At 68.7% G+C, this 12,681-nt stretch carries 6 protein-coding genes; 2 read left to right on the top strand and 4 right to left on the bottom strand.

Going from position 1 to position 12,681, the window contains the following annotated elements; translation table 11 throughout:
* Positions 1-18: 18 nt before the first annotated feature.
* The 3 genes from OHB49_RS14630 to OHB49_RS14620 all read right to left on the bottom strand — a co-directional run bounded on the left by OHB49_RS14630 (position 19) and on the right by OHB49_RS14620 (position 5,538).
* Positions 19-1,437 carry a maltokinase N-terminal cap-like domain-containing protein gene (locus tag OHB49_RS14630; protein WP_030971418.1) on the bottom strand — a complete coding sequence of 473 codons (1,419 nt, stop codon included), beginning with the start codon at positions 1,435-1,437 and terminating at the stop codon, positions 19-21.
* A 331-nt stretch (positions 1,438-1,768) separates the two neighbouring features.
* Entirely contained in the window at positions 1,769-3,475 is a 1,707-nt protein-coding gene (gene treS, locus OHB49_RS14625) for a maltose alpha-D-glucosyltransferase (RefSeq protein ID WP_030971416.1), read from the bottom strand.
* Entirely contained in the window at positions 3,472-5,538 is a 2,067-nt protein-coding gene (locus OHB49_RS14620) for an alpha-1,4-glucan--maltose-1-phosphate maltosyltransferase (RefSeq protein ID WP_329160729.1), read from the bottom strand. Before OHB49_RS14620 ends, treS begins: the two co-directional genes overlap by 4 nt.
* Positions 5,539-6,410: 872 nt before the next feature.
* Here OHB49_RS14620 and glgP point away from each other — a divergent pair.
* On the top strand, positions 6,411-9,014 hold the full coding sequence (glgP, locus tag OHB49_RS14615) for an alpha-glucan family phosphorylase (RefSeq protein WP_329160727.1): 2,604 nt from the start codon (positions 6,411-6,413) through the stop codon (positions 9,012-9,014).
* 202 nt (positions 9,015-9,216) lie between these two features.
* Positions 9,217-10,449 carry an alginate lyase family protein gene (locus OHB49_RS14610; RefSeq protein ID WP_329160725.1) on the top strand — a complete coding sequence of 411 codons (1,233 nt, stop codon included), beginning with the start codon at positions 9,217-9,219 and terminating at the stop codon, positions 10,447-10,449.
* A gap of 109 nt (positions 10,450-10,558) precedes the next feature.
* Here the strand turns inward: OHB49_RS14610 and OHB49_RS14605 are convergent, their stop codons facing one another.
* The gene (locus OHB49_RS14605; protein WP_329160723.1) at positions 10,559-12,583 is read right to left on the bottom strand and encodes a M4 family metallopeptidase; all 2,025 of its coding nucleotides are present in this window, start codon (positions 12,581-12,583) and stop codon (positions 10,559-10,561) included.
* Positions 12,584-12,681: the final 98 nt, after the last annotated feature.

The following is a 12,681-nucleotide window of genomic DNA, read 5'->3' as shown; positions in this document are numbered from 1 at the left end:
CGCGCACCGCGCGGGGCATCAGTCGACGGCGGCGGCCAGGCGGTGGATCGCGGCCATCGGGACCGGCAGCCAGTCGGGCCGGTGCCGGGCCTCGTACAGCACCTCGTACACCGCCTTGTCGGTCTCGTGGGCCCGCAACAACTCCGGTTCGCTGCGCGGATCGACGCCCGCGGCCTCCGCGTACCCGTCGCAGTACGCCGCGCGGCAGCGGGCCGCCCACTCCGCGTTCCAGGGCCGGTGCGAGCGGGCCGCGTAGTCGAAGGAGCGGAGCATGCCCGCGATGTCGCGCACCGGCGGCTGCGGACGGCGGCGTTCCAGGAGCGGGCGCGCCGGTTCGCCCTCGAAGTCGATCAGTGACCAGAAACCGTCGGCCGCGCGCAGCGTCTGGCCGAGATGGAGGTCGCCGTGGACGCGCTGTGCGGCCCAGCTGCGGCCCTTGTGACCCAGCGCGGCAACGGCGTCGAACGCGGTGCGCAGCCCGGGGACGTAGGGCACGAGAGCCGGAACGGCCTGGGCGGCCGCCTCCAGCCGCTGCAGCATTCCGGCGGCGAGATGCTCGGTCTGGGCGCTGCCCAGCACGGGCGTCGGCAGGGCGGTGGCGAGCGCCGTGTGCACCTCGGCCGTGGCCCGTCCGAGGGCGCGGGCCTCGCGGGTGAAGTCATGACCCGAGCCCAGCGCGCGCAGCGCCAGCTGCCAGCCGTCCTCCGCGCCGCGCAGGAACGGCTGGAGAACGCCGAGGGTGAGGGGCTCCGGGGCTGTCGCCTCGAACCAGGCGACGGGTTCCGGCACCCGCCCGCAGCCCTCCCGGGAGAGCGCGAGCGGGAGTTCCAGATCCGGGTTGGTGCCCGGGAAGACCCGGCGGAAGATCTTGAAGATGTAGGCGTTGCCGAAAACGAGGGAGGAGTTGGACTGTTCGGTGTCGAGCACGCGGGGGGTGAGCCCGGCCGGGATGGGGGCGGCGCCCCGGTCGAAGCGCAGGGTGCCGAGGGTGCCGGGGGTACGGAGCCGTTCCAGCAGGAGTTCGGCGAGGCGCGGATCGTGCAGCCCCTCGTAGACGGTCCGGCCGGCCAGCGGACCGCCCGTCACATGGCCGATGAGGGCCGGGGCGAGCCGTGGCGGCAGCGTGGACCGTACCCCGAGCAGCATTTGGTAGCAGTCGTCGGGCGACTGGGCGGGCAGGGTCGGCTGGTGGACCCGGATCAGCAGATGGAGCAGCCCCGGCCCCGTCCCGGGGCCGGTCCCCTGGCCGATGCCGGTGGAATCGGCGTCCACCGGCAGTATTTCGGTCGCCGAGACAAGGGAGAAGGCCGTGACCGGCCGCCCCTTGCCCGCGAACCACCGCTGCCGGGGCAGCCATTCATGCAGCAGTGGGGCGAGTGACGGGAGCAGGGCTGTGCTGTTCGCGAGGGCGACCCGAGTGGATGCAGCCTCCGACATGGCATCGCGTCCTTTCCCCGGGCACACCACAGGATGCGAAGAGTGTCCCGGATTGCGGCAATAGCTGTCCGGCTGTGCGGGACGTGTCGGGTCAGGATGGTCCGTACGGACTCGACGTGAGGGCCTCGAAAAGGCGCGAGGCCCCCGGAAGGACTCCCGAACGACTCCGGGGGAGCCGCCCCGAAGGGCCCCGAAGTTCCGTAACTGCCTGAAGAGCCCTGAAGAACCCCGAAGAGCCCTGAAGAGCCCTGAAGAGCTCGATGTGGGGGAGACTGCCCCGTGCGGGGCGGCGGAAACCGCCCCGCGATCAGCGATGGAAATTGACGCCGCATCAGCTCGGCGGCGCGTCCTTCCGCAGCCTGAACCAGTAGAACCCGTGCCCGGCGAGAGTCAGCAGGTAGGGCCACTGACCGATCGCGGGGAACCGCACCCCACCGATCAGCTCCACCGGATGACGCCCGTTGAACAACCGCAGATCGAGCTCCGTCGGCTGCGCGAACCGCGAGAAGTTGTGCACGCACAGGACGAGATCGTCCTTGTACTCACGGGTGAAGGCGAGCACGGCGGGGTTCGATGACGGCAGTTCGCTGTACGAGCCGAGACCGAACGCCCGGTTCTGCTTACGGATCTCGATCATCCGCCGTGTCCAGTGCAGCAGCGACGACGGGGAGGCCATCGACGCCTCGACATTGGTCACTTGGTAGCCGTAGACCGGGTCCATGATCGTGGGGAGATAGAGGCGCCCCGGATCGCTGGAGGAGAATCCCGCGTTCCGGTCCGGCGTCCACTGCATCGGCGTCCGCACGGCATCCCGGTCGCCCAGCCAGATGTTGTCCCCCATCCCGATCTCGTCCCCGTAGTACAGAATCGGGGAGCCCGGCAGGGACAAAAGCAGTGCCGTGAACAGCTCGATCTGGTTGCGGTCGTTGTCCAGCAGGGGCGCGAGCCGCCGCCGGATGCCGATGTTGGCCCGCATCCGAGGATCCTTGGCGTACTCCGCGTACATGTAGTCGCGCTCTTCGTCCGTGACCATCTCGAGTGTGAGCTCGTCGTGGTTGCGCAGGAAGATGCCCCACTGACAGCCGGACGGGATCTCCGGGGTCTTCGCCAGGATTTCGGAGACCGGGTAGCGGCTCTCGCGCCGTACGGCCATGAAGATCCGCGGCATCACCGGGAAGTGGAAGGCCATATGGCATTCGTCGCCGCCGGCCGGGAAGTCGCCGAAGTAGTCGACGACGTCTTCCGGCCACTGATTGGCTTCGGCGAGCAGCACGGTGTCCGGGTAGTGCGCGTCGATCTCCTTGCGGAGCCGCTTGAGGAACTGGTGGGTCTCCGGGAGGTTCTCGCAGTTGGTGCCCTCCCGCTGGTAGAGGTACGGCACGGCGTCGACGCGGAAGCCGTCGATCCCGAGGTCCAGCCAGAAGCGGAGTGCGGAGATGATCTCCTCCTGCACCGCCGGGTTCTCGTAGTTGAGATCGGGCTGGTGGGAGAAGAACCGGTGCCAGTAGTACTGCTTGCGCACCGGGTCGAAGGTCCAGTTGGACGTCTCGGTGTCGACGAAGATGACCCGGGCGTCCTGGAACTGCTTGTCGTCGTCGGCCCAGACGTAGTAGTCGCCGTACGGGCCGTCGGGGTCGCTGCGGGACTGCTGGAACCAGTCGTGCTGATCGCTCGTGTGGTTCATGACGAAGTCGATGATCACGCGCATGCCGCGCTGGTGCGCGGCATCGACGAACTCCACGAAGTCGGCGAGATCGCCGAACTCCGGCAGTACCGCGGTGTAGTCGGAGACGTCGTAGCCGCCGTCGCGGAGCGGTGACTTGAAGAACGGCGGCAGCCAGAGACAGTCGACGCCAAGCCACTGCAGGTAGTCCAACTTGGCGGTGAGACCTTTGAGGTCGCCGATGCCGTCACCGTTGGAGTCCTGGAAGGACCGGACGAGGACTTCGTAGAAGACGGCGCGCTTGAACCAGTCGGGATCGCGGTCCTTGGCGGGGGTGTCCTCGAACTTGTCGTGGACAGGCTCATTGACGATCATGGTGTGGGTGACCCTCCGGTCGGCGGGGACGGTCGCAGGACGACGACGTGCGCGGGCGTGACGCCCGGCTCTAGGCGCACATAGAAGTTCCTGCCCCAGTGATAGGTGTGGCCGGTGAGCTCGTCGCGCACCGGCACGGTCTCGTGCCAGTCGAGGCCGAGTTGCGGCATGTCCAACGAGACCGTGGCCTCCTGGGTGTGGTGAGGGTCGAGGTTGACGGCCACCAGAACGATGTTCGAACCCGAGCGCTTGCTGTACACGATCAGTGCGTCGTTGTCGGCGGCGTGGAAGTGCACCTCGCGCAGCTGCTGCAGGGCGGGGTGGCGGCGCCTGATCCGGTTGAGCGAGGTGATGAGCGGAGCCAGGGAACGGCCCTCCCGCTCCGCCGACTCCCAGTCCCTGGGCCGGATTTCGTACTTCTCCGAGTCCAGGTACTCCTCGCTGCCGGCCCGTACCGGGGTGTTCTCGCAGAGCTCGTACCCCGCGTACACGCCCCAGGACGGCGAGAGCGTCGCGGCGAGCACGGCCCGGGCCTCGAAGGCCGGACGTCCGCCCTCCTGGAGATAGCCCGGCAGGATGTCCGGAGTGTTCACGAAGAAGTTGGGCCGCATGTAGGAGGCCGCCTCGCCGGACAGCTCGGTGACGTATTCCGTGAGCTCCTGCTTGGTGTTGCGCCAGGTGAAGTACGTGTACGACTGCTGGAATCCGACCGTCGCGAGCGTGTGCATCATCGCGGGGCGGGTGAACGCCTCGGCCAGGAAGATCACATCGGGGTCGGTGCGATTGATGTCGGCGATCACCTTCTCCCAGAAGACCACCGGCTTGGTGTGCGGATTGTCGACACGGAAGATCCGTACACCGTGGTCCATCCAGAACCGGAGGATGCGGAGGGTCTCCGCGACGAGGCCGCGCAGATCCTTGTCGAAGGCGATCGGATAGATGTCCTGGTACTTCTTGGGCGGGTTCTCGGCGTAGGCGATGGTGCCGTCCGGCCGGTGGTGGAACCACTCGGGGTGCGTCTCCACCCACGGATGGTCGGGGGAGCACTGGAGCGCGAAGTCCAGCGCGATCTCCATGCGCAGGGTGCGGGCGGTCTCGACGAAGTGGTCGAAGTCGTCGAGCGTGCCGAGCTCGGGGTGTACTGCGTCGTGACCGCCCTCGGCAGAACCGATCGCCCACGGCACCCCGACATCGTGGGCGCCGGGGGACAACGAGTTGTTGGCGCCCTTGCGGTGGGTGGTTCCGATGGGGTGGATGGGCGGGAGATAGACGACGTCGAACCCCATGGCGGCGACCGCGGGAAGCCGCTCGGCAGCGGTACGGAACGTGCCGCTGATGATCCTTCCCTGCTCTTGCTCCTCCGTCCTGGCCGAAGCCTTCCCCGTCCTGCCCCTCTTGGCGGCCTTGGTCGCCTTCAGCGGCTCGGCCGGTTCGATCCTGGCCCCCTCGGACCGGGGGAACAGCTCGTACCAGGAACCGAACAGGGCCCGTCGGCGCTCGACTACGAGGGGGAGCGGTCGGGCCGCGGTGACCAGCTCGCGCAGCGGGTGGCGGGCGAGTGCGGCGGTGGCCTCGGGAGCGAGCGCGGCGGCGAGCCGGGCGGCGGCCGGACGGGACTCGTCACGAAGCGCGTCGGCCGCGGCCAGCACCGCCTCGCGCCCGTCCCGTTTGGGTACGCCCTCGGCGGCCCGTTCGTACAGTGCGGCGCCCTCGGCCAGGACCAGCGCGGAGTCGATGCCGGCCGGGATCTTGATCTGGGCATGCTGGCGCCAGGTGGTCACCGGATCGCTCCAGGCCTCGACCGTGTACGTCCAGCGTCCTTCGGAATCGGGGGTGACATCGGCGCCCCAGCGGTCGGAGCCGGGGGCGAGCTCGCGCATCGGTGTCCACGGGCCGGTTCGTCCGCTCGGGTCCCGCAGAACCGCATTGGCGGCGACCGCGTCATGGCCTTCACGGAACACGGTGGCCGTGACCTGGAAGGTCTCTCCGGCAACGGCCTTCGCGGGCCTTCTGCCGCAGTCGACGAGCGGGCGGACGTCGAGGACGGGAATACGACCGATCATGGAATCACCTGGGGACTGGAGCTCGGGCTGCACGGGGCGCGGCGAGGCCGGGAAGGGCTGAGCGAGTACGCCGCGACTGTGGGGGTCCGTCCTTTCTAGCTGCTCCGTTGTCGGCTGATGGGGTGTGAGCATGGTCGCTCCTGTCCGCGTTCACTCGAATGGCACTCGAATGGCTGGGGCACGGGTGTGGTGTACGAGTGGGACCGGATGCACACCTGACCCGTACGCACTGCATACGAGCCGCTGCTGGAACGCAGATGATCCACATTCGGGCGGTATTCGGGCTGTGTACCGCAGAAGCCTTCCCACCGTTCTCGGGGGGCCAATCCGGTGGTTTGTTAACTACTCGGGCGTAGCTGTGAAGGTCTGAATTCGCCGGGCTCCGTCCCTGGTGACGGGGCGGCGTGGTCGGCCTCACCGGTGCTCGGGCGGGCCGTGCCGGACGTCGGGTGTCGGGCGTCGTCGTGCCGGTCCCATGAGCCGAAACCTCCTCCTCGACGTGGAACTCGCCGCACGGAGTCGCGCCGGTGGTCGGCCGGTCCGCCCCCGACCCCGTACGTGCCACACGGCAGCCTTCCTTGTGGAATGAGGTGCCACAAGGCCACCGGAGGGGGTGGAATCGGCCATAACCCCCGTGGCGGATGTGCAGCGATTTGCTCCAAGAGGGCAGTGATACGGAGGGGACCCATGCCTGCCGGGCTTCGGTCGGGGGCGTGGCCGGGGCGAGCGGCTCACCGGGCGTCGTCCGCTGTGAGCCGGTCGCGCGCCGTGGTTTCGCAGTGCGGCTCACCGCTACCGTCGAGGGTGACGGAGAGGGCGCACACCGTGGTGCGTCCCCTCGGATTCGTACGTCCCCTGTAAAGGTGGAATACGTGAAGGCCATTCGTCGATTCACCGTGCGTCCCGTCCTCCCCGATCCCCTTCAACCGCTCAGCGACCTCGCCCGTAACCTGCGCTGGTCCTGGCACACCGAGACACGTGAGCTCTTCCAGGCCGTCGCCCCGGAGGGCAGCCGGGCGGCGGACTCCGACCCTGTGGGTCTGCTCGGCGCCGTCTCCGCCGGGCGGCTCGCCGAGCTGGCCAGGGACGAGCAGTTCCTGCACCGGCTCAACGAGGTGTCCGGCGCCCTCCAGGAGTATCTGGACGGTCCGAGGTGGTACCAGGAGCAGCAGGCGCAGGGCACGGAACTGCCCGCCGCCGTGGCGTACTTCTCACCCGAGTTCGGCGTGGCCGCAGCCCTTCCCCAGTACTCCGGCGGACTCGGCATCCTCGCCGGGGACCATCTGAAGGCCGCCAGTGACCTGGGCGTACCCCTCGTCGGGGTGGGGCTGCTCTACCGGCACGGCTACTTCCGCCAGAGTCTGTCGCGCGAAGGCTGGCAGCAGGAGCACTATCCCGTCCTCGACCCGAACGAACTGCCGCTCACCCTGTTGCGCGAGGCGGACGGAACACCGAGCCAAGTGGTACTGGCCCTCCCTGGCGGCCGCTCGCTCCACGCCCGCATCTGGCAGGCCCAGGTCGGCCGCATCCCGCTGCTCCTGCTCGACTCCGACGTGGAGGAGAACGCGCCCGGCGAGCGCGATGTCACCGACCGGCTGTACGGCGGCGGCAGCGAGCACCGTCTGCTGCAGGAGATGCTGCTCGGCATCGGCGGGGTACGGGCCGTACGGACCTACTGCCGGCTCACGGGGCACGCCGAGCCGGAGGTGTTCCACACCAACGAGGGACACGCCGGCTTCCTGGGGCTGGAACGCATTCGTGAACTCTCCGGCACCGGGCTGGATTTCGACTCCTCGGTCGAGGCGGTGCGGGCCGGCACGGTCTTCACCACCCACACCCCGGTGCCGGCCGGAATCGACCGCTTCGACCGGGAGCTCGTCGCCCGCCACTTCGGCGACGACGGTGAACTGGCGGGTGTGGGCGTCGAACGGATCCTGCAGCTGGGTATGGAGACCTACCCCGGCGGTGAGCCCGGCCTTTTCAACATGGCGGTCATGGGTCTGCGGCTGGCCCAGCGTGCCAACGGTGTCTCCACCCTGCACGGCGCGGTCAGCCGGAAGATGTTCGCGGGGCTGTGGCCAGGATTCGACGCCGCGGAGGTGCCGATCACCTCGGTGACCAACGGCGTGCACGCCCCCACGTGGGTCGCGCCCGAGATCTTCGAACTCCGGGACCGGTACGGGGGCACGCCGGGACGCTGGGACGCGGCGGCCGGGATCCCGGACCGGGAGATCTGGGACCTGCGGCGGAACCTGCGCGAACAGCTGGTGACCGAGGTGCGCAAACGGCTCTCCGCCTCGTGGCGCACACGGGGCGCGGAGCTGGCCGAACTCGGCTGGATCGACGGTGTGCTGGACCCGGACGTACTGACCATCGGCTTCGCCCGCCGCGTGCCCTCGTACAAGCGGCTGACCCTGATGCTGCGCGACCGTCACCGGCTGATGGAACTGCTGCTCCACCCGACCCGGCCGATTCAGATCGTTGTCGCAGGCAAGGCGCACCCTGCCGACGACAGTGGAAAGCGGCTGGTGCAGGAGCTGGTGCGGTTCTCCGACGACCCCAGGGTCCGCCATCGCATCGTCTTCCTGCCCGACTACGGGATGGCGATGGCACAGAAGCTCTACCCGGGCTGCGACGTCTGGCTCAACAACCCGCTGCGCCCTCTGGAGGCGTGCGGCACGAGCGGGATGAAGGCCGCCCTCAACGGCTGTCTCAATCTGTCGGTGCTCGACGGCTGGTGGGACGAGTGGTTCGAACCGGACTTCGGCTGGGCGATCCCGACCGCGGACGGGTCCGCCATGGACGAGGACCGGCGCGACGAGCTGGAGGCGAATGCCCTCTACGAACTGATCGAGGAGCGGGTCGCACCACGCTTCTACGACCGGGGCGCCGAAGGGCTGCCCGAGCGCTGGGTGGAGATGGTCCGCCGCACGGTGGGCTCCCTCGGGCCCAAGGTTCTGGCGGGACGCATGGTGCGTGAGTACGTGGAGCGGTTGTACGCACCGGCCGCGCTGGCCCACCGCTCCCTGGACGCCGCCACGGCGCGGGAACTCGCGGACTGGAAGGCCCGGGCACGTGCGGCCTGGCCGCGGGTCGCCGTCGACCACGTGGAGGCCGTGGCGCCGAGTACTGCGGGCAGTTCGGCCGAGTTGGGGTCCACGCTGGCGCTGCGGGTCCGGATCGCCCTCGGAGCGCTGGAGCCGGACGATGTGGAGGTGCAGGCGGTGGCCGGGCGGGTCGACTCCGCCGACGCGATCTCGGACGCCCAGGTATTCCCGCTGAAGCCGACCGGTGGTCAGGATCTGGAGGGCCGCTGGTTGTACGAGGGGCCACTCGCCCTCGACCGCACGGGGCCCTACGGCTACACCGTGCGGGTGCTTCCTGCCCACCCGCTGCTCGCGACCAGCGCGGAACTGGGCCTGGTCGCCCTGCCGACGGAAGCGACGGGAGACGGTGCGGGCGTGCTGATGCGCTGATGACCCGTCCCCCTGGAGCCCGGCACCTGCGAGGTGCCGGGCTCCTTCGCTTTCTGAACGCTATGCCTTGACGTGTCCATGGGATGCATTTAGGTTCCTCACTCATTGCAGAGTTCACAACTCGACTCGATGTTCATGTCTGTGAACTGAACTGGTTCTGAAGAGAGTTGCTGAACCTCCTACGCACCGGAAGGCACCCCACATGCGTACCGGATCCATCGGGCGCGGCCTCGGCCTCGCCACAGCACTGGCCGCCCTGCTCACCGCGGTCTTCATGGCCCCGGCCTCGGCGAACAGAGCCGCACCCGCCGTCGCCCCGCAAGCGGTGAAGGCCGCCACGGCCGCGGCCCCGGCCACCTTCACCCACCCCGGCGTCCTCGTCAGCCGCCCCCAGCTCGACTTCGTCCGCGCCAAGGTGCAGGCCGGAGCCCAGCCCTGGAAGAGCGCGTACGACCAGATGCTGGCCAGCAAGTACGCCTCGCTCACCCGCACCGCAAAGCCACGCGCCATCGTGGAGTGCGGCTCGTACTCCAACCCCAACTACGGCTGCACCGACGAGCGCGAGGACGCGATAGCCGCCTACACCCTCGCGCTGGCCTGGTACATCACTCAGGACAGCCGCTACGCCCAGAAGTCCATCGAGATCATGGACGCCTGGTCGGCCGTGATCCAGGACCACACCAACAGCAACGCCCCGCTTCAGACCGGCTGGGCCGGCTCCTCCTGGCCGCGGGCCGCCGAGATCATCAAGTACACGTACAGCAGCTGGCCGAACTCCGGCCGTTTCGCCACCATGCTGCGCAACGTCTACCTCCCCAAGGTCATCAACGGCTCCAACAGCAACGGGAACTGGGAACTGAGCATGACCGAGGCCGCGATCGGCATCGCGGTCTTCCTCGAGGACCGCACCGCCTACGACAAGGCCGTCACGAAGTTCCGCGGACGTGTCCCCGCGTACATCTACATCGCCGCCGATGGCGCCCTGCCGAAGACCGCACCGGGCAGCGGCCTCGACACGCGCGACGAGATCATCGGCTACTGGCAGGGACAGTCCACCTTCATGGACGGTCTCTCCCAGGAGACCTGCCGCGATCTCACCCACACCGGCTACGGCATCTCCGCCATCTCCCACATCGCCGAGACCAGCCGAATCCAGGGCCAGGACCTCTACCCCGAGATCGCCGAACGCCTGCGCCACGCACTGGGCCTCCACGCCAAGTACCAGCTGGGTGCGGCAGTCCCGTCGACGCTGTGCGGTGGCACGCTCAAGGACAACCTCGGCCCGATCACCGAAGTGGGTTTCAACGCCCTGCACAACCGGATGGGTATCGCGATGACCAACACCCAGACCCTCACCGAACAGCAGAGGCCGGCCGGATCCAACAATCTGTTCGTCGCCTGGGAGACCCTGACCCACGCGAACAACCCCAACTGACGGGCATCCGGAGGCAAGCCGCTTCGCGGAACGGCGAAACCGCCCGGGAGGAAGGAGAGTCCCTCCCGGGCGGTTCCGCTCATCGACTGCCCTGAACGTGCTGCTGGGTTCAGAAGGTCAGCTTGAAGCTGTTGATGGTGCCGGTGTCCTGCGAGGCGACGTCCTGGACCTTCAGCTTCCAGGTGCCGTTGGCGACCTCGGAAGACGCGTTGACGGTGTAGGTCGTCTGGACGTTGTCCGCCGAGTCGCTGGACGACGAGTTCTTCAGCCGGTAGGCCGTGCCGTCCGGGGCCACGAGGTCGATGACGAGGTCACCGCGCCAGGTGTGGGTGATGTCCACCCCGACCTGGAGGGTGCTGGGCGCGTTGCCCGTGACACCGGTGACGTTGACCGAGCTGGTGACGGCCGCGCCGGCGTCCGGGATGGCGACGTGGGTGGTGTTCTGGAAGACGGTGCCGCCGCCTCCGCCACCGGAGCGCGAGCCGACGTTGACGCCGGCCCAGGCGTCGGCCACCGCCTTGTACTCGGCGCTGGTCGTGCCGTACAGCTCACCGGCCGCGGCGAGGGTGCCGGTGCGGGCCGCCGCGTAGTTCGTCGTGGAGCTGAACTTGGTGGTGAGCGCCTTGAACCAGATCAGCGCGGCCTTGTCGCGGCCGATGCCGGTGACCGGCAGGCCGTCGGAAGTCGGGGAGTTGTACGAGACGCCGTTGATGGTCTTGGCGCCGCTGCCCTCGGAGAGGAGGTAGAAGAAGTGGTTCGCGGGACCTGAGGAGTAGTGGACGTCCACTCCGCCGATGCCGGAGTACCAGGCGTCCTTGGACGCACCGTCCTTGCTCGGCTTGTCCATGTAGCGCAGCGGGGTGCCGTCGCCGTTGATGTCGATCTTCTCGCCGACCAGGTAGTCACCCTTGTCGGTGGCGTTGTTGGAGTAGAACTCGACCGCGGCGGCCATGATGTCGCTGGTCGCCTCGTTGAGACCACCGGACTCGCCGCTGTAGACCAGGCCGGCGGTGGCGGAGGTGACACCGTGCGTCATCTCGTGCGCGGCCACGTCCAGGGAGGTCAGCGGTGCGGCGTTGCCGCTGCCGTCCCCGTAGGTCATGCAGAAGCAGCTGTCGTCCCAGAACGCGTTGACGTAGTTGTTGCCGTAGTGGACGCGGGAGTACGCGCCGACGCCGTCGCCCCGGATACCGGTGCGGCCCTGCACGTTCTTGTAGTAGTCCCAGGTCTCGGCCGCACCGTAGTGCGCGTCCGCCGCGGCCGTCTCGACGTTCGACGGACTTCCGTTGCCCCAGATGTCGTCGGAGCCGGAGAAGAGCGTCCCGGTGCCGGACGTGCCGTGGTTCAGGTTGTACGTCTTGTGGTTGCCGCGTGTCGTGTCGGTCAGCGTGTACGACGGTGCGGTGCCGAGCGTGACCTGGCCGCTGTACTGGGTGTTGCCGGTGCCGGTCTCGATGGCCTGCCACTCGTAGAGCTTCGCACCGGTGGACGCGTCGGTGATGACGTGCAGCTCGTTGGGGGTGCCGTCGTCCTGGAGTCCGCCGACGACGGTCTCGTAGGCGAGCTGCGGCTTCCCCTGGGCCATCCAGACCACCTTGCGCGGTGCCCGGTCGGCGACGGTCTTCTTGGAGCCGGCGGCCTTGGCCGCACCGAGAGCCTGCGACTCCGCCTTGGCCGGGGCGACATCGGCGGCGGTGTCGACGGCCTTCAGCTGGGCGGAGGAGGCCTTGGACGCCTTCGTGACGCTCTCGGTCTCACCGGCCTTGGACTCCTGGACGACCAAGTCCCCGCCGAGGACCGGAAGTCCGTTGAAGGTGCGCTCGTAACGCGTGTGCGTGGTGCCGTCGTTGTCCTGGATGACATCGCGGACGACGAGCTTCTCCTGAGAGCCGAGACCGAGCTCCTTGGCCGTGGCTGCCTTGCTCGCGTTGGCCTCGCGTATCAGCTCGGCGCGCTGGGAGGGAGTGAGCTGCTTGGCCAGTGCCCCGTGATCGGCACGGGTGGCGGCCGGGGCGGCAGCGGCACTGTCGGGCGCGGCGGCTGCCGTGCCGGTCTGGATTCCTGCGGCGAGGAGGGCTGCTGCGGCTATCAGAGCGCCGGTCGCGGTGGCACGACGGCTGGGCGTGGATCTCACGCGGACTCCTTCTGCGAGGGGGGTACCGGCGGCTGGGTGAGCCGTCCGGGCAGAGCAGGCAGTGCGCAGAACGGGGGAAGAGTGTCAGTAGATGGACG

The organism is Streptomyces sp. NBC_01717, from assembly GCF_036248255.1.
Classification (GTDB): Bacteria; Actinomycetota; Actinomycetes; order Streptomycetales; family Streptomycetaceae; genus Streptomyces.
The sequence above is the reverse complement of the archived record's forward strand: the minus strand, read 5'-3'. Positions and strand labels throughout refer to the sequence as shown.

What these genes read in the sequence shown, in the direction of transcription:
- OHB49_RS14610 (WP_329160725.1), top strand. Translation starts at nt 9,217, where the DNA reads ATGCGTACCGGATCCATCGGGCGCGGCCTCGGCCTCGCCACAGCACTG.
- OHB49_RS14620 (WP_329160729.1), bottom strand. Translation starts at nt 5,538, where the DNA reads ATGATCGGTCGTATTCCCGTCCTCGACGTCCGCCCGCTCGTCGACTGC.
- treS (WP_030971416.1), bottom strand. Translation starts at nt 3,475, where the DNA reads ATGATCGTCAATGAGCCTGTCCACGACAAGTTCGAGGACACCCCCGCC.
- OHB49_RS14630 (WP_030971418.1), bottom strand. Translation starts at nt 1,437, where the DNA reads ATGTCGGAGGCTGCATCCACTCGGGTCGCCCTCGCGAACAGCACAGCC.